Below are 19,050 nucleotides of genomic sequence, written 5' to 3'. Positions count from 1 at the left end.
GGGCTTCATCTGCATTCCTTCGTCATTACGACGAAGCCCCAATCCTCCTTAAATCACAACATCAAATCTGTGCCATGGGTGCTGACGGGGGACAGTCAAGTGGCCGGATATGGCCTGCCCAGACGAAGGATGGCACCATCGGGCTGTCGACCGTCAAAGCGCAGGGAAGGCGCCCGGCCATAGCCGCTGCGAGGACGGATTGCGGATAGGAGCCTTGCGGTACCGTTTGAACATCGGCTTTGACGCCGCTTCGAGAGTTGTTGAAGCGTGCGATCATCTGTTGGTTGGCTGCGGTTTCCTCCGGGCCTGTCTGATGGCGCCAAAGGTGCAGCAAGATTTGCTGGTTCGCCGGCTTCGCGTTGCAAGAGGCAGCAAGCAGTAACAGGCAGCTTGCCATGGCTCGAGCCAGCCGCATCAGGCAGGCCTTTTGACAGCGGCTTGGCTTACCATGCTAAACGAGCCCTCTAGAGCGAGGGTGAGATCGTTCAGCCGGGTCAGCATGATAAATTATCGCCGATCCGCAACTCAGGGACAAAGCGTATGCTTGGCGGTTCCATATGCTAATTCTTTGACATCCTTTGTGACGCATGAAAAACGCCTCTTCCGGCATGACGGGTCGGTCGGTCGGTCACGTCGACTTCGGTTGAGAAATAGCCTTCGTCGAAAGGCATCGAAATGGGATCATATATCGATCGGGGATAATGGCGCATAGCAGTTATGGCCTGTGGCGCAGAGGTTCGGCTAGGCTGGTAATCGTGGCTGCTCACGATTGGCTATCCTTCTACAGTATCCAAGCGCAGCCCAATGAGATCTGATAGCCTGAATGTAAGGATGTGCTGAGCTGCTTTTTTGCATGTTTGTGTTCCAAAAAAGTCACATCTGCTTCGAGACCGTACTGGTCAAAGGTTTTGTTAGATGGACGGTTGACCATCACCGGGTCCCTGGATTCGTGGCTGGGGCGTCGCTGCCGATCTGCAACCACGCTATCTGTCTAATGCCAAGCTGTCGTGCGCGTCAATTAAAAGTGCCGACGTCGACAATGTCTTTGCTTGTCCGTCATTGAAACATTTGGCGCAAAGTTGGAGGTGCGGTAACGGAGCGCGCGCCTTGTCTGGGCGAGGGTTTTTAGCAGGCTGCAAAAAAATGGCGTGGCAGAGCTCGTCATTGGTCCCGCATTTGCCGTTTCCAGCCTATGCCGCCAGTCATTCTCTCTGGTGGCCTTGCTAAGGCGGGTCGTGTTTGGCTGACTCGGGCGCTGTGAGGCGCAAGCCTAGGCCCCAGAGCTAGGCCCCGTCAGTCAGCGTGGAGGACCATATCCGACGCGCTGCTGCCCGTGATGGCGCGTCGTGCGCATGGCGATGGCCGAACGCTGGTTGGTGGTGTTCTGGGCGACGTGAGGGGTGACATCCATCTCGCGCAGCTCCGCGACGAAGGCGGCGGTGTCATAGTTCTTGTTCGCCCCCAGCGTGATCCGGTGGTGCCCCTCTATGAGTTCCAGCATGGTCGGCGCCGCGCTGCGCAGTTGCCGATGGCATGGGTGAATTCTGTATCCACCACTGGGCCATTGCGGTTTTCGATGAGGACAAGTTTCGCTGCCTGGCCGCGCGCCTTCTTGAACAGCCGCGCGTCAGGGATGTGTGGGTGGCATCTCACTTCCTCCCACTTCGGATTATCCAGCCTTAAAAACCGACTGATCGTGTCGATACTCTTGAATATCAGAGGTGAGGACCGCTTTGCTGCTGTAATATCCAAATGTGGCTTTGCCGGCCGGGGCGACAGAAACGCAAACCGCTTGATTCGATCAGCAGATAGAGGCCGTCCCGGTCGCTCAGATGGTAAGCTCGTCTTTGGGCATCGCATGCGACACCGGGGCTGGGTCGGCCGACATATGCTTACGCCGTCCCGGCATCCGAGGCTTCCGCTATCCGGCGCGCGGCTTCTGCGCCCAGCTTGGCTACGACATCCACCGGACGCAGCATCACGATCAGGTCCACCATCTTCCCCGCCGAATCGAAACGCACCAGATCGATGCCGAACAGCGTGTCCGCGCCAACGCGGGCGGTGAACTCCAGGGCGGTGCCCTCCGGGCCATCGAACCGACGGAGGTACTGGAAATCCTCGAAGATGCTGAACACCAACCGGAGTACGCCCACCAGCGCTTCCTTGCCGCGATAAGGGGCGAACTGGGCCGGATTGTGATAGGTCACATCGTCCACGACCAGCGCAGGCAGCGCATCCCAGTCGCGCTGGGTTACGATACGGTGCCACTCTTGGACAGCTTGTTCGGTGGTTGCATCAGTTGCCGCAGCAGGAGGCGAAATCTTGTTGGTCATGTCGGAAATCCTCGTTTTTGGATCAAGGTTGAGGGCGGGTAGACGAGCTCCGGCCCTCCGTTTCAGCCGTTGGCCACTACGACCAGCTTGCGGTTCACGAACTCCATGATCCCGGCCGTGCCGAGTTCTCGCCCGAAGCCGGAGCGCTTGATGCCGCCGAAGGGCAATTCGGGGCGCGAAGTTGTCGGTGTGTTGATGAACACCATCCCGGTCTCGATCCGCGAGGCGCGCGCGCGGGCGCGGGCGATGTTCTGCGCATAGATTGTGCCGCCGAGGCCGAATGGAATTGTTCGCCAGCGCCACGACCTCGTCGTCGTCCTCCACCACGAACAACTGGGCGACCGGACCGAAGAATTCTTGATAGAAGGCAGGATTGCTCGGCGAGACATCCGTCAGCACGGTCGGCTCGTAGAAAAAGCCCGGACGATCGGGGCGTTTCCCGCCGGTCAGCACCTTGGCGCCGTGGCGCACTGCTTCCTCGACCTGCGCGGCAAGACCTTCCAGACCTTCCCGGGAGGCAAGCGGCCCGAGCAGCGTTTGCGGATCCAGCGGATCGCCCATCGGCGCACCGGCCATTGCGCCAACAAACGCTTCCGTAAAGGCCTCGGCAATCCCGCGCTGGACGATGAAGCGCTTGGCCCCGGTGCAAATCTGCCCGGCATTGCCGAGGCGTCCGAAGATCCCGCCCTGTACCGCCGCTGCCAGATCGGCATCGTCGAGCACGACGAACACGTCGCTGCCGCCGAGTTCCATCGTCGCCTTCTTCAGCATTTCACCGGCACGTGCCGCGACCTTGCTGCCGGCGCCTTCCGAACCGGTGAGAGCAACGCCCTGGACACGGTCGTCGCCGATGAGTTCGGCGACCTTCGCCGCGGAGATGTAGAGGTTGGTCACGGCGCCTTCCGGCGCACCCGCCTGACGGACCAGATCCTCAAACAGCGCAGCGCACTGGGGCACGATGCTGGCGTGCTTGTAAAGCACCGGATTGCCCACCGCGATCGCCGGGGCGACGACGCGCACCAGCTGGTAGATGGGAAAATTCCACGGCTCGACCGCGACCAGCACGCCGACCGGATGAAACTCCACCCAGCCTTCGCCGACGTCGCTGGCGACGGGTTCGGGCGCGAGGATCGTCTCGGCATGGTCGGCATAATAGCGCGCAATGCCGGCACACAGATCGGCTTCCATCTGCCCCTGGGCAAGCGGCTTGCCCATTTCCTCGGCCATGGTCCGTGCGAGCAGGTCGCGATTGGCCGAGAGGACATCGGCGAGACGCCCCAGCACTGCGAGGCGTCGCCCGCGCTCTTCTCGGCTCCACGGAGACTGGAACAGGGCGTGCGCCGTTGCCAGGGCTGTTTCGACGTCGGCGTCCGAATGTTCGGCGAAGGTCCGTATTGTCTGCTCGGTGAACGGATTGAGGGTACGATACGCCATGTGCTTACCTTTCGACTGGGGAACGCGAGGGGGGGAAGCCGCGCCGGTTCAGCGACGGTAGCGCTCGGCGGGCTCGGCGTTGCTGAAGCCTTGCGCCAGGTTCATCCGGGCATGCTCGAACGCCGTCCAGCTTTCGGCATCGGGCACCGGCGGGATGGTGACGAGCTCGCGGCGATCGAAGCCGATCAGCGCGGCGTCGACGAGATCCTCGACATCCATCACGTCGGGCACCTTGCTGATATCGCCGCCCATCCGGTCGTAGATCTCGGTGCGCGTGGCGGCCGGCAGCACCGCCTGGACATAGATGCCCTTGTCGCCGACCTCGGCGTTGAGGCTCTGGGACATCGTCATCACATAGGATTTGGTCGCGGCGTAGATGCCGTGCGAATATTCGGGGAGGAGCGCCAGCGCCGAGGCGATGTTGACGATCGATCCGCTGCCGCGCGCCAGCATGCCGCCGAGCACCGCGGCGGTGAGGAGCGTCGGTGCCAGCGCGTTGAGCCGTAGCAGCGATTCGAGCGCAGCCGGATCGGCATGCGCCATACCGCCGGCCAGGCCGGCGCCGGCATTGTTGACGAGGATGTCGATCGGCGGATCGGCGCGCAGGCGGTCGGCCACGCGCTCCAGCTGCGCCGCATCGGTGAGGTCGGCGACAAGGACTTCGACTGGCACGTCATGCGCCGTTCGCAGTTCGTCGGCGAGTGCATTGAGGCGGTCGGCCGCGCGTGCAACGAGGACCAGGCCATGGCCGCGCGCAGCAAGGCGGCGGGCATAGATGGTACCGATGCCGCTGGAAGCGCCGGTGATAAGAGCAATTGTCATGATAGAGTACCTTGTTGTAGGCAGGATAGGGATCGGCCGGGTGCAGGCCCGCTATCCCGGAAGAGGCGCACCGCTTCCGGGAAGGTTAAGATGAAGTACGGGAGGATCCTTTCGGAGCCGGTCGAACCGTCAGCCGCGCGAGCGCATTTGCATCATCGGGAAATGTTCGTAGTGACCGACTCCGGCCTTTACGATCGGATCCTCGGCGGTTAGCGCCGCGATGTCGGCATCGTCTTCGATTTCCCAAATCGCGACGCCATAGGGGCCTGCGGGATCGGCGACGGGGCCGTGGGCGACGATATGGCCGGTCTTGCGCAGCGCGGTCTGCCAGTCGCCATGCTGCTGGAACAGCGCCTGTTCCGCCTCGGTGATGGTGGGGAGGAAGTCCGCGCGCGGCGGGATCCACTTGGTCAGATAAGCTTTCATTGGGACACTCCTTAAAGAGGGGTCAGGCCGCGGTGGCGACGCTCTTGAGGATCGAGCTTTCAAACATCTTCGGCGCGTAGCTCTGAAGGAAGAGGAACATACCGGTCATCTTACCAACAGGATTGCTGAACTTCGGATCCTTCGTGTCGATCAGCTTGCCGATCGCCTTGATCACGGCATCCGGCTGCTCAGCGGCATCAATGCCCTTCTGGGTCGCGACGTTCGCCTTGCGACGATATTCGTCGTAATCGGCGATGTCGCCGGCGACGGCCTTCACCGCGTTGGCGCCGAGGTTGGTCTTGAACCACACCGGCTCGACCATGCTGACTTTGATGTTAAAGTTGTGCAGTTCGAAGCGCAGCGACTTGAAATAGCCTTCCACGGCGTGCTTTGACGCGGTGTAGAAGGAGAGGTTGGGCGGCCCGATCAACGCCACGATCGAACTGACCGTGATGATCTGGCCCGAGCGCTGGCGGCGCAGATAGGGCAGCACGGCGTTGGTGGCCTTTACGGTGCCCCAGAAATTGGTCTCGAACTGCTGACGGGCGGCTTCGATCGGGGTTTCCTCAGCCAAGCCGGTCAGCATATACCCGGCATTGTTCACCAGCACGTCCAGCTTGTTTACGGTGGCGAACAGCTCCTTCGCGAACGCGTCGATGGAAGCGTCGTCACCGATGTCCAGACGCAACAGCTTGAACGGAAAACGGCCAGCATAACGCTCCGGCTCGCGGCTGGTGCCGATCACAGTGTGGCCTTGGTGGTGCAGCGTGTTTGCGAGCATCAGGCCAAAGCCCGAGGACGCGCCGGTAATCAGGATGGTCTTCTTCATTGCATTGGCTCCTGGCGCTAAACGCGCCGATCGATGGGATGTCCCCTATTTGCACGCGTCCCCCGGCCTTCGCACTAGCCGATCACGTCAACGTGAATGCTGAAGGCGCCAATCTTTCCTGTGGCGTTTGCTGCGGTCCGGGGCGGCTTGCGTTCGCGCGGAAACCGCCCGGTTTCCGTTACTTCCGGCCGCTCTCCTGAATTTGTCGATTCCCCTCGCCGACATAATATCCCATGCGGGTTTCGACGTTCATCGGGCCGGCATCCTGAATGACCTTGCCGAACACACCCATGCGCTGTTGGAGTCCGGGCCAGGTCACCGACTTCGTGAACTGGTGATAGGCTTCCAGCCGCTCTGCCTCGGTAGGAAGCGCGATGGCGTTGATGTGCTTCTTTGTCTCGATCAGGGCCGTCTTGTCGAACGTCGCCAACCGCATTGCCTGCTTTGCCACGAACTCGTCCAGTTCGGCATCGGGAAGCGTGCGGGTGACCCAACCGAAGCGTTCCGCGGTGCTCGCGTCATAATCGTCCGCGCTGAGGAACGCCTCCAGAGCGCGATCACGCCCCGCAAGCCGCACGAGATGATCGGGGCCGCCGCCGCCGGGGAACAGGCCGATCCCTACTTCGGGCTGGTTGAATATCGCTTTTTCCTTGCTGGCGTAGCGCAGATCGAATGCGAGCATGAGTTCGTCACCGCCGCCCTGGGCTCGGCCCCGGATCGATGCGACGGTCAGAAACGGTGCCTTTTCGATGTTGGAGATCAACTCCACCCAAAGCGGCTTGCCCGTCGCGCTCACCTGCCTGATGAAGCCGGGAAACTGGCCCATGTCGAAATGGTTGTAGAAGAAGCCGTCGACCGCGCTGGTGAACAGCACCACTTTCACGCGGTCGTCTTTCGAGAGATCCAGCACTGCCTGGTTCAGCGCCACCAAAGTTTCAGGAACGATGAAGTTCAACGGCGGGTTGGCATAGGATATCTCGCGAACCTCCGGCGAGATGGTCTTCACCGTGATGATGGTCTTTGCGGCCGGCGTAGCAGCAGAAGTCGCCTGTAGGGCCGGGGCGGACGCCTGCGCCGGCGTGCCGCCGTATAACAGCACAGTGGAAAGCAGCAGGGCTGCACGGATAGGCATTCTCATAGCAATCTCCTGAAGGTTGAGCCTTCGGATATGCAACTCGTGCCGCAAGGAAACATTGGCGGATCACGTCAATCTTCATGCTGAACGCGCCATTGCGACATCAATGAAATTTGGCGCGATTCGTTATTGAAGTGGCGTCTTGTGCCAAATAAACCCATTGCATGGCTGCTTCTCAGAAATCCGTCGTCCGCAGGTCCAATTCGATGCTCGACTATGCGATCTGGCCGGGCTGGCGTCTGTTGATGCACGATGCCGGACTGGAAACGGCCCCGGTATTGCGACGCGCCGACCTGCCGGGAGACCTGTTCGCTCGCGATCATCTAAAGATCAGCCCACAGGCATTCTTCGACTTGTGGATGGCGATCGAGGCGGAAGCCCGATCTCTGGACGCGGATTTGCCTGCACCGTTGCGGATCGCCCAGGTGATGACCAGCGACTGGTTCGATCCCGAGTTGTTCGTTACACTGTGCAGTGCCAATCTGGGCGCGGCTCTCGAGCGACTGGGCAAATACGTACGCCTCATCGCGCCGATGAGGATCCAATTGGATCGCGTGGGTGCACGCACAGTCGTGACAATCAATTTCCTCGATCAGACCATGGTTCCCCCCGCCGTGTTCCTCGCCTTCAAGCTGGTCTTTTTCGTGCAGCTTGGTCGGCTTGCAACGCGCACGCCGATGATACCGCTCAACGTCAATTTTCCTGAATCGGCCGATATCCCTGATGCTGACGCTGCTCTCTATAAACAGTTCTTCGGCGTGCCTGTGGGCCGCGGGGCACAGGCACAACCTGTGTTCTCGACAGAAGATATGGATCGACCTTTCCTCACCGAGAACCACAAGATCTGGGCGTTCTTCGAGCCGTCGCTGCGCCAGCGCCTATCCGACCTCGACCGCACGGCAAACATGGTGGAACGGTTCCGCAGTGCATTAATCGAGGCGCTACCGGCCGGAGGCGTGGCGATGCATTCGGTCGCAAAGCGGCTCGGCGTTGGCACGCGCACCCTGCAACGCAGGTTGCAAGAGGAGGGGACCTCATTCCAACTCACCCTGGATGCCGTGCGCGCGGCGCTGGCGGACCACTATCTGCGCAGGACAGCGATGACGAGCGCGGAAATCGCGTTGCTGCTTGGCTTCGAAGACGCTAATTCGTTCCTGCGCGCATTCCGGATTTGGACGGGAACGACACCACAGGCATTGCGCCGCGAAGCCATAGCATGAGTCACAGGGAGGCGTTTATCCGCTGACGCTGGGCTCCGTTACAAAACCTTGACAACAACTTTTCCTTTGGCCCGCACGGTTTCGACATAGGCAAGGGCTTCCTCCGTCTGCGCGAAGGGGAAGACCTTGTCGACGACAGTGCGTATCACACCGTCATCGATCAACTTGGTGATTTGCGCCAGTTGCGACCCTTCCGCGCGCATGAACAGGAACGCATAATCGACGTCACGGCGCTTTGCCGCTTTCACGATGCTCCGGCTCAACATCCGCATCACGAAACGCAGAAACGGGTTCAGCCCAAGGGACTTGGCAAAGGGAACGTCCGGCGGACCGGAGATGGAGATCAGCTTGCCGCCCTGTCCCAGTATTTTCAATGATTTGGCCAGTGTCGCCGCATCCTGGCTGTTGAGCACCAGGTCGTAGCCGGACAGCAATTGTTCAAAATCCTGCGTCTTGTAATCGATCACCACATCCGCGCCGAGGCTCTTGACCAGTTCGGAATTGACCGCGCTGGTGGTGGTGGCGACGGTCGCGCCGAGATGCTTGGCAAGCTGGATGGCAAAGGTGCCGACACCGCCCGAACCGGCCTGGATAAACACCTTCTGGCCGGGCTTAACATTGCCTACCTCGACCAGAGCCTGCCAGGCGGTCAGGCCCACAAGCGGGATCGACGCAGCCTCTTCCATCGACAGGCTTGCTGGCTTCAGCGCAAGGTCCGCGGCGTCCACCGCGATCATTTCGGCAAAGGTGCCGGCTCTGCCGTCGCGCGGGCGCGCATAGACCTCGTCGCCTGCCTTGAACTGCCGCACATTGGAACCCGTGCGGATCACCGTTCCGGCCAGATCATGCCCCAGAATGAAGGGCGGGCGATAGGGTAGGAAGAGCTTGAATTCGCCATTGCGGATCTTGGAATCGAGAAGGTTGATCGCGGCGGCATGGATGCGAACAAGAACATCGTCGGCGCCGATATCGGGATCAGGCATGCCGCACAGACGCACCGGGCCATTCTTCTTGTACTTGTCGACGACAAAGGCTTTCACGTGCGGTCTCCGGCGTTTGAATGTGTCAGTCAATCGGCGAGAAAAGCCAAGGCTTTCGAGACGAACTTGCCATGGTATTGGAAGATGCCGCCATGGCCGGCATCAGGGTAGATCACCAGTTCGGCATTGGGAATGCGCTGGGCCAGGTCGAGGCTGTTCGCGGTGGGCACCATGATGTCGTTGTCTCCGTTGGCGACGAGGACCGGAATAGTGATGCGCGAGAGATCTTGCGGGACCTGCCGTCCCCAGGCCTTGATCGCGGCAAGTTGGCGCAAGAAAGCGCGCGGGCTCGGACCTTTGTCTCTATCTGCCTTGCGTTCTTGCAATCGGGCGAGGAAGTCCTTGGCCGCGCGGCGGCCATGGGCGGTGCCCGTGAAGAACAAATAGGTCTTTGGATCGCGCGCGCTCAGCACACCCTTAATGATCAGCGGCCAGGAGATAGCGCCGACACGGTCAATGCCCGCGCCACCGGCAGGGCCGGTGCCGGTGAGGATCAGCTTGCGTACCAGAGTGGGCGCGTTCAGCACGACATCCTGGGCCACGAAGCCCCCCAGCGAAAAGCCAAGCAGATCGACCTTGGCAAAGCCAAGCGCGGCGATGACGGCCTGAACGTCGCGCGCCATTTCACCGACCGTCACCGGGGCCGACCCGCCTGAAAGACCAATCCCGCGATAGTCGAGCGCGATCACGTGGCGCGAGGCGGCAAGTCCATCGACAATCCGGGGGTCGAAATTGTCCAGCACGGCCCCCCAGTGATTGAGCAGCACCAGCGGCGTCTCCCCGCGCGGGCCTAGTTCGCGGTAGGCGAACCGGATCTTGCCCACCGTCACGAAGCGGGTGGGCGCGTCGCGATAGGAGCTTGACGATATGTTGGCGTTGGGTGCGTTGGTCATGATGGGCCTGCTTTGCCCGCGCGCGGGCCGGTGGAAAGAACGGGTCTCTCAGGCGATATTGAACTGCTTGCGCAGGGTGCGATCGAAAAGTGCGCGCGGCAAAAAGCGCCGGGCAAAGGCTGTCTGTCTTGCCTCCTTGCCCGAAGGATAGCGCAATTGCGGCTTGCGCGCCTGTGCCGCGGCGACAATGGTTCCCGCTACTGCCTCCGCTGTGTCGCCGCTCGCCATGGCCGCGTTGAACGCGGCCTGATAGCGGGCAAAGGTCTCGGCGTAGTCCGCGACGGGCCGGTCGCCGCGCGGCGAATTGTCTTCGATGGACGTCTTCGTTGCCCATGGTTCGATCACGGCGACGCGAACGCCGAAAGGTCGCACTTCATGGTCGAGCGATTCCGAGTAGCCTTCGATCGCGTGCTTGCTGGCCGTGTAATGAGCGCCGAAGGGGCCGGGAATCAGCCCCACGACCGAGCCGATATTCAGAATCCGCCCACTGCCTTGGCGGCGCATGATCGGAAGGACCGCGTTTGTCACTCGGACAACGCCCAGATAATTGGTGTCGAACAAGGCGCGCACCTGCTCGATCGAACTCTCCTCTGCCGCGCCGGAAATTGCATAACCTGCGTTGTTGACCAGAAGGTCGATGCGGCCCAGTTCGGTCTGTGCCAACTCGACGGCGGCGGCAACCGAAGCGTCCGATGTCACGTCGCACGCGATCATTCGAATGCCATTACGAATCTCGCCCGGCGCCGCCTTGCGACTGGTGCCGATCACCCGGTAGCCTGCATGGCTGAGCGCCAATGCCGCCGCTTTGCCGATGCCGCTGGAGGCGCCGGTCACGAATGCTGTTTTCGATGCTTTGGATGCGGAGGTCGCCATGGGCATGTTCTCGATCTGGCGTGCGGCATCGGCCGCACGGTGGTTGACGGTGGGGGGGCGGATCGGGGACCGTGCCGCAGCACGGCCCCCGCTGGCTCAGGTGCCGGGCGCTTGGGTGAGGCGGGGATAATCCGTGTAACCTGCGGCGCCACCGCCATAGAGCGTCGTGGGATCGATCTCGGCTAGCGGCGCGCTGCTGCGCAGCCGTTCCACGAAATCCGGGTTGGCGATGAACGGACGTCCAAAAGCGATCAGGTCGGCCTTGCCCTCAGACAGGTGTGCGGTCGCAAGGCCCAGATCATAGCCATTGTTGGCAATGTAAGTCTTGGAGAAGCGGCGGCGCAGCGACCCGTAATCAAAGGGAGCGATGTCGCGCGGCCCACCCGTTGCGCCTTCGACGACATGGATATAGGCGATGCCGAGCGCTTCAAGCTGATCGACGATATAATCATACTGCGCTTGGGGATCGCTGCAGGCGATGCCATTGGCGGGCGACACCGGTGAAATCCGGATGCCAGTGCGATCAGGCCCGATTTCCTGTGCCACCGCAGCCGTGACTTCCAGCATCAGCCGTGCGCGGTTTTCCACCGAGCCACCATAGGCATCGGTGCGGATATTGGCGCCGTCCTTGGCGAACTGTTCGAGCAGATAGCCATTGGCGCCGTGAACCTCGACCCCGTCGAAACCCGCCGCGATCGCGTTGGAAGCGGCCTGACGGAAGTCGTCGACGATGCCAGCCAGTTCATCGATCTCCAGCGCGCGTGGCTGGGAAACATCGACAAAGGCATTGTTTACGAAGGTTTTGGTATCGGCACGGATGGCTGAAGGTGCGACGGGCTGGCCGCCATCGGGCTGGAGGTCGACATGGCTGACCCGGCCGACATGCCAGAGCTGGAGGACCATGCGGCCACCCTTTGCGTGCACCGCAGCGGTCACCTTGCGCCAGCCTTCGATCTGATCGCGGGTGTAGATGCCGGGCGTGTCCTGATAGCCTTGCGCTTGCTGCGATACCTGGGTTGCCTCGGCGATGACCAGTCCGGCCGAAGCGCGCTGGGCGTAATATTCGGCGGTCAGGTCACCGGGCACCAGACCAGGACCGGCACGGTTGCGGGTGAGCGGCGCCATCACGATCCGGTTCGAAAGCTGGATGGCGCCGAGAGTGTAGGGTTCGAAAAGCATATTGCTGGTCATGAAGCACCTGTGATGTGGTCGTTTTTGCGACAAAGGCTTGGGAATGACGTGGTGCTCAGGCGTGCGTGCGATAGCGCTTGGCGGGCAGGGCGTTGACGATGTTGCCGATCATGACCCCGGTTTCCTGGCGCAGGCGTGAGGCAAGGGCCTCCATCCGCGCCGCGTCGCGCGCCACCAGCACGAGGTCATGCCCGCGGCGGGCAAACCGTTCGGCATAGGTGGCGCCAATGCCGGTGGAGGCGCCAGTGATAAGAGCTGCAGGAATTTGCGTCATCGGATTGCTCTTTCTGTCGGGGGGTCTTATATTCATGATCATCGTCATGATTGCTTAAATATGATGATGATCATCTAAATGTCAACGGTGCGCGCGGAGAAATTTGAACATGAAGGTCAGCCGAGAGCAGATGGCGGAAAACCGACGCCGGATTCTGGATGTCGCCAGCGCCTTGTTTAAGGAAAAGGGTTTTGAGGCGGTCAGCGTCGCAGAGGTGATGAAGGCGGCAGGCCTAACCCATGGTGGCTTTTACGGGCATTTCCGATCGAAGGACGATCTGGTTGCGCAGGCGCTTGGGCACGCGCTCGCAGCGGACAGTTTCGAGGACGGCGCGTTCAGCGACTTTGTCCGGGCCTATCTGGCCCCCCGACACCGGGATAATCCGGGCGGCGGTTGCCCGACGGCCGGCCTCGCTGCTGCCATTCGCCACCAGACGCCTGCTGCGAAAGCCGCTATGACAGAAGGGTTGCGCACGCAAATCGAGCGCATCGAACAGGCGCTTCCGGCTTTGCCCGTTGCCGACAAGCGCAGCGCTGCAATCGGAAGCTGGGCAGCGATGGTCGGGGCGGTCATTCTGGCGCGGGCGGTCGATGACCCACAACTGTCGGACGAAGTGCTTGCGCAAACGCGCGCATGGATCGACGCTGCGGTCGGTTAAATAGGGGCCTGCCGCCGATATCAGAACCGGCTCGACGCTGGTCCGCTGGCTTTTGAGTCCTTGGGCCGCGGCTGGGGCAACTTCGGCGCCTCTGAATTCATTCCTCGCCTATCGGGAGCAATGCGAGGTTGAGGAGGGGCTGCGTCGGCGGATTTGAGGTCGCTATGGGTACAAGGAAATGGCTATCGTTCGTGAATGGTCGTCGTCATGCGTGGGCGTCTTATTTGATGAATATGAGACAAACTTCCAAGATCGAATATAAAATATTGAATAATATGCATTATTTTTAATTTTCTGGCTTTCAAATTCCACTATAATGTGGTTTCCCTGTCCAAGGCTGTGTTCGGACAGGCTTCCTATGCCGTCACGCCCAAGATTAAGGCCACCGTCGGGGGACGCTATTCGTGGGATTCGGTGACTCGCACCGGATCGAACGATCTGCGCTGCGATATCGCCGTGATACCCTCGTTTCTCTATGGCGCATTGGGCTGTGCCGGTACGCCGCCGGTGCAGAATACGCCCGCCAATGGTCGGCAAACGGCCTCCAAGTTCACCTATCGTCTGGGGCTGGACTGGGACGTCACGCCGCAGAACATGCTCTATGCCAAATTCGATACCGGCTATAAGCCGGGCGGCTTCAGCACCGATCCCACCAATCCGAACAACCAGTTTGGCCCGGAAACGGTACAGTCGTTTGAATTCGGATCGAAAAACCGGTTCTTCGATGGGCGGCTGACCTTCAATGCCGATGTGTTCTATCAGGTGCTCGACGGATTTCAGGCCACATTGCCGCGCAGTCTGGGGGCCGGAACGATCAATGCGGGCAAGACCAACACTTATGGCGCCGAAATCTTCGCCCGCGCGGCGCTGACCTCCTCCACCCGTATCGACATCAGCAACAACCGCCTGCCCAATGCGCCCGATGTGGTTCTTGCCGGGGGTATCGATCAGGACATTCCTTTGGGCCATGGCAAGGTGACGCTGCGGCTCGATGGGCGCTATTCGTCGCAGGTCTATTTCGATTTCGTCAACCGGGCCGACACGCGCGCACCCGCGGTTGCGGTCGGCAATTTCACCATCGGTTATGAACAGGGGCCATGGCGGGTTCAGGCCTTTGCCAAGAATTTCACTGATGCTCTGGTTTATGCGCGCATCAACCGCACCAGCCTGATCACCGCCCAGACATGGCAGTTTCAGGCGCCCCGCACTCTGGGCGTACATTGCACCTATCGCTTTTGAATCCATTGCGGGTGCGATGGCTTTTCGCCCCCGCCTTTATCGGAAAGGCTTGCGGCCTTTGCATGGACCATGGTCAGGCGCGCCCTCGCGCCGTCAGATTGCCTCTGGAATGGGCAATGGGGGGATTCTGCCCATTGCGGACCTCATTCAATACGTGCGTGATGCAACCTTGCACGGAGGCGGTCGTCAATTCCGCTGAGCATGGGGTCTGATCATGAATCAACAAGGGGATGTGACGCTTGCGAAGAGTTTGGGCGGCTTTCAATTGTGGGGCATTGCCGTTGGACTGGTGATCTCGGGTGAATATTTCGGCTGGAGCTATGGCTGGGCAACAGCTGGAACGCTTGGGTTTCTGGTTACGACGATCTTCATCGCGGCCATGTATGCGGCCTTCATTTTCAGCTTCACCGAACTGACCACGGCCATTCCGCATTCGGGCGGTCCCTTTGCCTATAGCCGTGAGGCGTTCGGTCCCTTGGCCGGGACGGTTGCAGGCATGGCCACGCTGATCGAATTCGTCTTTGCGCCGCCCGCCATTGCGCTGGCGATCGGCGCCTATCTCAATGTACAATTCCCCGCGCTTCCCCCCAAACTGGCCGCGCTGGGGGCCTATATTCTCTTCATGGCGCTCAATATTGTCGGCGTGCGGATCGCGGCAACCTTTGAGCTGATCATTACCTTGCTGGCCGTGGGGGAATTGCTGGTGTTCATGGGCGTGGTCGCGCCGGCCTTCGAATGGCGCAATTTTGCCGCCGCAGGATGGGGCGGGCATGGCAGCTTTGCCATCACTTCGCTGTTTGGCATTGTGGCCGCGGCGCCGTTTGCTATCTGGTTTTTTCTGGCGATCGAAGGCGTGGCCATGGCGGCGGAAGAAGCGCGCGATCCGCATCGGACCATTCCGATTGCCTATATCACCGGCATCGTCACGCTCACGCTGCTGGCCTTTGGCGTCATGCTCTTTGCTGGCGGATCGGGCGATTGGCGCAGCCTGTCCAATCTGAATGATCCTTTGCCGCAGGCGATGATCCGGGTTGTCGGGCAATCGAGTTCGTGGCTGCATATGCTGGTGTGGCTGGGTCTGTTCGGGCTCATCGCCTCGTTTCACGGCATCATCATGGGCTATTCGCGCCAAATCTTCGCCTTGGGGCGGGCAGGCTATCTGCCCCGCTATTTCGCGCGGCTTCATCCGCGTTTCCGCACGCCGCATATTGCGGTTCTGGCGGGCGGATTTGTGGGCATTGCCGCCATCTTCAGCGACAATCTGATCACTATCGCCGGGGCATCGCTCACCGCCAGCATCGTGACTGTGGCAGCATTCGGGGCGCTGACGATCTATATCATGAGCCTGGCCAGCCTGTTTCGCCTGCGCCGTAGCCATCCCGCCATGGAGCGCCCCTATCGCGCGCCTTTATACCCGTTTCTGCCCGCCATCGCCTTGATATTGGCGTTGATTGCGACGACCTCGATGATCATCTTCAACCCGGTCATCTTCGCGATCTTTGTGGCAATCATGGGCGTGGGGGTTTCCGGCTCGGTCTGGTTCCGCCACCGCCATGCCCGGATTTCCGTGGGATCTTCGCAGGCAGCCTGATGGCGCGCAAGACGCCATCAGGCTGCGAGGAGGCGGTTTCATGCCGCCTGCGCGGGGTTGCGATAGCGTTCGTGCAGGAAATGGATGATTTCGCTGCGCGCATGGGCGTAATTGGGCAGGTCGATGACCGATAGGCGATCACGCGGGCGGGGCAGGTCAACGGCAAGATCCTGGCCGATGCGGGCGGCCGGGCCGTTGGTCATCATCACCACGCGGTCGGACAAGAGCACCGCCTCGTCCACATCATGGGTGATCATCAGCACGGTGTTGTTGAGCCGCGCCTGAAGTTCCATCACCACATCCTGCAAGGCGGCACGGGTCAGCGCGTCGAGCGCGCCAAACGGCTCGTCCATCAGCAACACGCGCGGTTGCATGGCAATGGCGCGGGCAATGCCGACGCGCTGCTTCATGCCGCCGCTGATCTCGCCGGGGCGCTTTTTGGCCGCATGGCCCATCTGCACCAGTTCCAGATTATGCTGGACCCAATCCTTCTGCTCGGCCTTGCTTTTGCCGTTGGCGGTCTTGGACACGGCCAAGGCGACATTCTCCTCCACCGTCAGCCAAGGCAGCAGCGAGTGGTCCTGAAACACCACCGCGCGATCCGGGCCGGGGCGGTCGATGACATCGCCATCAAGGAAGATCACCCCCCGCGTCGGCCTGTTCAGCCCGGCCACGGCATTGAGCAGAGTGGATTTGCCGCAACCCGAATGACCGATCAGCGCGACGAACTGGCCCTTTTCGATGTTCAGGTCGATGCGGTCGAGCGCGCAGAACAGGCCGTTCTTGGTGGGGAATTCGACGGTCACGCCTTCGAGAGCGAGATAAGAACGTTGCTTCATGATAGTGATCCTTATCCGTTGCGGGCGATCAGGCGGCCAATGGCGCCAACGATGCGATCAAGCGCGAAACCGACCATGCCGATCCAGACCAGCGCGACGATCGTGTCCGAAAGGAGCGAGCTGTTATAGCTGTCCCAGATGAAGAAGCCGATGCCGGTGCCGCCCTGAACCATCTCGGCCGCCACAATGGCCAGCCAGCTCATGCCCACGCCGATGCGCAGCCCGGTGAACATATGCGGCACGCAGGCGGGCAGGACGATGCGCACGAAATATTCCATCGGGTTGAGCGCCAGCACCTTGGCCACATTGCGATATTGCTGGGGGATGTTCTGAACGCCCACAGCGGTGTTCATGATGATCGGCCAGATCGCCGTGATGAAGATCAGGAAGATCGCGGAAGGTTGGGCCTGCTGGAAAATCGCAAGACTGATGGGCAGCCATGCCAGCGGCGGCACGGTGCGCAGCACCTGAAACAGCGGATCGAGCGCGCGGAAGGCATATTTGTTGGTGCCCACCAGCATGCCAAGAGCAACCCCGACAATCGCCGCCAGCGTATAGCCTTTCAGCACGCGGCCCAGAGATTTCATAATATGGGCGCCGATGCCCACATCGCCGCCATCCTGAATTTCGGGCATGATGCCGTGGAATTCGACGCCCTTGAGCGGATGCATGATCACTTCATGCGATTCCTCCCAGACCTTGGACGGGCTGGGCAGCGCGGAATCCGGGCCGCAGGCCAGCGTCCAGAAAGCCAGCAGGAACGCCAGCATGAAGGCCGTGGGCAGCACCGCCGAAGCAAATTTTTGCGCAGCGACCGCGGCAGGATGGGTGGGCTTGGGCATGGGTGGGAAAAACCTGCGGGCAATGGCCGTTTCGGGATAAGGCAGGATTACCGCTTCGCCCGTTGTCGAAACGGGTGGGGGGCTGGTTATGTCGGGCTTGCTGGCCATGGACTGTCTCCCTTAAACGCGCTTGATGGCGAGGCTCTTGAGATAGGCTTCCGGGTGGCCGGGATCGAAAGTCTTGCCGTCGAAGAACTTTTCCACGCCCCGGCTGTCCGAAGGCGGCACGGGAACCCCGCCCACCTTGGCGGCCGCCGCGCGCCAGATGTCGGCCCTGTTGACCTTTGCGATGGCCGCGCCCTTGTTCAGGTTCATCGGCAATTTGCCCCAGCGCTGCTCCTCGGTCAGGAACCACATGTCATGGCTCTTGAAGGGGAAGGAGGCGTTGTTGGCGAAGAACTTCATCTTGTATGGCGCGTTGCCCTGCGTGCGGCCATCGCCGAAATCGAAATTGCCCTGAAGGCGGCTTGCAATATCGCCCACCGGAACCTTGAGGTAGTCGCGGCCCGAGATCATCATGGCCAGACGGCTGATATTGGCGGGATTATCGGCCCATTTCTGGGCTTCGATGATCGCGGCGGTGATGGCGATGGCGGCGTTGGGATGGGCTGCCACCCAGTCGCTGCGCATCGAAAAGCTCTTTTCCGGGTGGTTCATCCACATTTGGCCGGTCGAAACGGCGGTATAGCCCAGCTTCTGATCCACCAATTGCGCGTTCCACGGTTCGCCCACGCAAAAGGCGTCCATCGTGTCGGCCTTCATGTTGGCCACCATCTGGGGCGGCGGCACGGTGATGAGGTCGATGTCCTTATCCGGGTCGATCCCGCCCGCGGCCAGCCAGTAACGGATCCATAGGTCATGCGTGCCGCCGGGGAAAGTCATGGCCATGGTGATCTTCTTGCCGCCCGCCTTCTTCTGGGCGATCACGCCCTTCATCTTGGCTGCGTTAAGGTCGGCCTTGGCGGCCATATAGGCCTTGTCCACGCTGATTGCCTGACCATTGACGTTCAGGCGGGCAAGGATGCTCATCGGCGTGGCCTTGGCCTGAACCCCCAGCGTCAGGAAATAGGCCATCGGGGTGAGCAGATGCGCGCCGTCAATGCCGCCGCCCCCGCCGCCCAGCACCAGATTGTCACGCGTCGCGCCCCAGCTTGCCTGCTTGGCCAGCGTCACATCGGGCATGCCATATTTGGCGAACAGGCCCAGTTCCTTGGCCACGATCAGCGGCGCTGCGTCGGTCAGCGCGATAAAGCCCAGCTTGGCGCCTTTGACTTCAGGCGGGCCTGCTGCGGCCATGGCCTTAGCGGCAAAAAGCGTTTCGCCGGCAGCGGCCGCGGCAAGACCGGCCCCGGTCTTGAGCAGGCGGCGGCGGCTGATAGTGGTGAAGTCGTCGTCTTTTGCCATTGTCCCG

General features: G+C 61.1%; 17 protein-coding genes and 2 pseudogenes. 4 read left to right on the top strand and 15 right to left on the bottom strand.

Annotated elements, in window-relative coordinates:
* Positions 1 to 1,330: 1,330 nt before the first annotated feature.
* The 7 genes and pseudogenes from FHW96_RS26840 to FHW96_RS23460 all read right to left on the bottom strand — a co-directional run.
* Positions 1,331 to 1,632 (bottom strand): annotated as a pseudogene (locus tag FHW96_RS26840) (IS5/IS1182 family transposase); the annotation flags it as partial.
* Between the two features lie 260 nt (positions 1,633 to 1,892).
* On the bottom strand, positions 1,893 to 2,333 hold the full coding sequence (locus FHW96_RS23485; protein WP_172342997.1) for a nuclear transport factor 2 family protein: 441 nt from the start codon (positions 2,331 to 2,333) through the stop codon (positions 1,893 to 1,895).
* 62 nt (positions 2,334 to 2,395) lie between these two features.
* Positions 2,396 to 3,767 (bottom strand): annotated as a pseudogene (locus tag FHW96_RS23480) (NAD-dependent succinate-semialdehyde dehydrogenase).
* Positions 3,768 to 3,815: 48 nt separating this feature from the next.
* Positions 3,816 to 4,589 carry an SDR family oxidoreductase gene (locus tag FHW96_RS23475; RefSeq protein WP_172342996.1) on the bottom strand — a complete coding sequence of 258 codons (774 nt, stop codon included), beginning with the start codon at positions 4,587 to 4,589 and terminating at the stop codon, positions 3,816 to 3,818.
* A 129-nt stretch (positions 4,590 to 4,718) separates the two neighbouring features.
* Positions 4,719 to 5,015 (bottom strand): YciI family protein, encoded by a 297-nt coding sequence (locus FHW96_RS23470; RefSeq protein WP_172342995.1) that lies wholly within the window; start codon positions 5,013 to 5,015, stop codon positions 4,719 to 4,721.
* 22 nt (positions 5,016 to 5,037) lie between these two features.
* Positions 5,038 to 5,844, bottom strand: coding sequence for an SDR family NAD(P)-dependent oxidoreductase (locus FHW96_RS23465; RefSeq protein WP_172342994.1), 807 nt, complete (start codon positions 5,842 to 5,844; stop codon positions 5,038 to 5,040).
* 178 nt (positions 5,845 to 6,022) lie between these two features.
* Entirely contained in the window at positions 6,023 to 6,982 is a 960-nt protein-coding gene (locus FHW96_RS23460) for an enoyl-CoA hydratase/isomerase family protein (RefSeq protein WP_216651032.1), read from the bottom strand.
* A gap of 161 nt (positions 6,983 to 7,143) precedes the next feature.
* On the opposite strand from FHW96_RS23460, the gene FHW96_RS23455 reads away from it, so the two are divergent.
* The gene (locus tag FHW96_RS23455; protein WP_216651031.1) at positions 7,144 to 8,199 is read left to right on the top strand and encodes an AraC family transcriptional regulator; all 1,056 of its coding nucleotides are present in this window, start codon (positions 7,144 to 7,146) and stop codon (positions 8,197 to 8,199) included.
* A gap of 38 nt (positions 8,200 to 8,237) precedes the next feature.
* Here the strand turns inward: FHW96_RS23455 and FHW96_RS23450 are convergent, their stop codons facing one another.
* The 5 genes from FHW96_RS23450 to FHW96_RS26835 form a co-directional block, all read right to left on the bottom strand.
* Entirely contained in the window at positions 8,238 to 9,239 is a 1,002-nt protein-coding gene (locus FHW96_RS23450) for an NADP-dependent oxidoreductase (RefSeq protein ID WP_172342993.1), read from the bottom strand.
* A gap of 29 nt (positions 9,240 to 9,268) precedes the next feature.
* Complete coding sequence (locus FHW96_RS23445; protein WP_172342992.1) at positions 9,269 to 10,132, bottom strand: alpha/beta fold hydrolase; 864 nt, start codon at positions 10,130 to 10,132, stop codon at positions 9,269 to 9,271.
* Between the two features lie 48 nt (positions 10,133 to 10,180).
* Positions 10,181 to 11,005: an oxidoreductase gene (locus tag FHW96_RS23440; protein WP_172342991.1), complete on the bottom strand. Its 825-nt coding sequence runs from the start codon at positions 11,003 to 11,005 to the stop codon at positions 10,181 to 10,183.
* 96 nt (positions 11,006 to 11,101) lie between these two features.
* Positions 11,102 to 12,196 carry an alkene reductase gene (locus FHW96_RS23435; protein WP_172342990.1) on the bottom strand — a complete coding sequence of 365 codons (1,095 nt, stop codon included), beginning with the start codon at positions 12,194 to 12,196 and terminating at the stop codon, positions 11,102 to 11,104.
* 55 nt (positions 12,197 to 12,251) lie between these two features.
* Complete coding sequence (locus FHW96_RS26835; RefSeq protein WP_371815795.1) at positions 12,252 to 12,518, bottom strand: SDR family NAD(P)-dependent oxidoreductase; 267 nt, start codon at positions 12,516 to 12,518, stop codon at positions 12,252 to 12,254.
* Between the two features lie 61 nt (positions 12,519 to 12,579).
* Between FHW96_RS26835 and FHW96_RS23425 the strand changes: the two genes are divergently transcribed.
* The 3 genes from FHW96_RS23425 to eat all read left to right on the top strand — a co-directional run bounded on the left by FHW96_RS23425 (position 12,580) and on the right by eat (position 15,958).
* Positions 12,580 to 13,128, top strand: coding sequence for a TetR/AcrR family transcriptional regulator (locus FHW96_RS23425; RefSeq protein ID WP_172342989.1), 549 nt, complete (start codon positions 12,580 to 12,582; stop codon positions 13,126 to 13,128).
* Positions 13,129 to 13,446: 318 nt separating this feature from the next.
* Positions 13,447 to 14,367 carry a TonB-dependent receptor gene (locus FHW96_RS23420; protein WP_172342988.1) on the top strand — a complete coding sequence of 307 codons (921 nt, stop codon included), beginning with the start codon at positions 13,447 to 13,449 and terminating at the stop codon, positions 14,365 to 14,367.
* A gap of 214 nt (positions 14,368 to 14,581) precedes the next feature.
* On the top strand, positions 14,582 to 15,958 hold the full coding sequence (eat, locus tag FHW96_RS23415) for an ethanolamine permease (protein ID WP_172342987.1): 1,377 nt from the start codon (positions 14,582 to 14,584) through the stop codon (positions 15,956 to 15,958).
* A 38-nt stretch (positions 15,959 to 15,996) separates the two neighbouring features.
* Here eat and FHW96_RS23410 read toward each other — a convergent pair whose 3' ends face one another.
* From FHW96_RS23410 to FHW96_RS23400, 3 genes are read right to left on the bottom strand one after another with little or no spacing between them, the layout of a single operon-like run.
* Entirely contained in the window at positions 15,997 to 16,797 is an 801-nt protein-coding gene (locus FHW96_RS23410) for an ABC transporter ATP-binding protein (protein WP_172342986.1), read from the bottom strand.
* An 11-nt stretch (positions 16,798 to 16,808) separates the two neighbouring features.
* Positions 16,809 to 17,747 carry a nitrate ABC transporter permease gene (ntrB, locus tag FHW96_RS23405; RefSeq protein WP_172342985.1) on the bottom strand — a complete coding sequence of 313 codons (939 nt, stop codon included), beginning with the start codon at positions 17,745 to 17,747 and terminating at the stop codon, positions 16,809 to 16,811.
* A 12-nt stretch (positions 17,748 to 17,759) separates the two neighbouring features.
* The gene (locus FHW96_RS23400; RefSeq protein ID WP_172342984.1) at positions 17,760 to 19,043 is read right to left on the bottom strand and encodes a CmpA/NrtA family ABC transporter substrate-binding protein; all 1,284 of its coding nucleotides are present in this window, start codon (positions 19,041 to 19,043) and stop codon (positions 17,760 to 17,762) included.
* Positions 19,044 to 19,050: the final 7 nt, after the last annotated feature.

The sequence above is a fragment of the Novosphingobium sp. SG751A genome (genome assembly GCF_013149295.1).
In the GTDB taxonomy this organism is placed as follows: Bacteria; Pseudomonadota; Alphaproteobacteria; order Sphingomonadales; family Sphingomonadaceae; genus Novosphingobium.
Note: the sequence above shows the minus strand (reverse complement) of the source record. Positions and strands in the feature narration are given on the sequence as shown.

What these genes read in the sequence shown, in the direction of transcription:
- FHW96_RS23460 (WP_216651032.1), bottom strand. Translation starts at nt 6,982, where the DNA reads ATGAGAATGCCTATCCGTGCAGCCCTGCTGCTTTCCACTGTGCTGTTA.
- FHW96_RS23445 (WP_172342992.1), bottom strand. Translation starts at nt 10,132, where the DNA reads ATGACCAACGCACCCAACGCCAACATATCGTCAAGCTCCTATCGCGAC.
- FHW96_RS23465 (WP_172342994.1), bottom strand. Translation starts at nt 5,844, where the DNA reads ATGAAGAAGACCATCCTGATTACCGGCGCGTCCTCGGGCTTTGGCCTG.
- FHW96_RS23400 (WP_172342984.1), bottom strand. Translation starts at nt 19,043, where the DNA reads ATGGCAAAAGACGACGACTTCACCACTATCAGCCGCCGCCGCCTGCTC.
- FHW96_RS23485 (WP_172342997.1), bottom strand. Translation starts at nt 2,333, where the DNA reads ATGACCAACAAGATTTCGCCTCCTGCTGCGGCAACTGATGCAACCACC.
- FHW96_RS26835 (WP_371815795.1), bottom strand. Translation starts at nt 12,518, where the DNA reads ATGACGATGATCATGAATATAAGACCCCCCGACAGAAAGAGCAATCCG.
- eat (WP_172342987.1), top strand. Translation starts at nt 14,582, where the DNA reads ATGAATCAACAAGGGGATGTGACGCTTGCGAAGAGTTTGGGCGGCTTT.
- ntrB (WP_172342985.1), bottom strand. Translation starts at nt 17,747, where the DNA reads ATGGCCAGCAAGCCCGACATAACCAGCCCCCCACCCGTTTCGACAACG.
- FHW96_RS23470 (WP_172342995.1), bottom strand. Translation starts at nt 5,015, where the DNA reads ATGAAAGCTTATCTGACCAAGTGGATCCCGCCGCGCGCGGACTTCCTC.
- FHW96_RS23440 (WP_172342991.1), bottom strand. Translation starts at nt 11,005, where the DNA reads ATGGCGACCTCCGCATCCAAAGCATCGAAAACAGCATTCGTGACCGGC.
- FHW96_RS23435 (WP_172342990.1), bottom strand. Translation starts at nt 12,196, where the DNA reads ATGACCAGCAATATGCTTTTCGAACCCTACACTCTCGGCGCCATCCAG.
- FHW96_RS23475 (WP_172342996.1), bottom strand. Translation starts at nt 4,589, where the DNA reads ATGACAATTGCTCTTATCACCGGCGCTTCCAGCGGCATCGGTACCATC.
- FHW96_RS23410 (WP_172342986.1), bottom strand. Translation starts at nt 16,797, where the DNA reads ATGAAGCAACGTTCTTATCTCGCTCTCGAAGGCGTGACCGTCGAATTC.
- FHW96_RS23455 (WP_216651031.1), top strand. Translation starts at nt 7,144, where the DNA reads ATGGCTGCTTCTCAGAAATCCGTCGTCCGCAGGTCCAATTCGATGCTC.
- FHW96_RS23425 (WP_172342989.1), top strand. Translation starts at nt 12,580, where the DNA reads ATGAAGGTCAGCCGAGAGCAGATGGCGGAAAACCGACGCCGGATTCTG.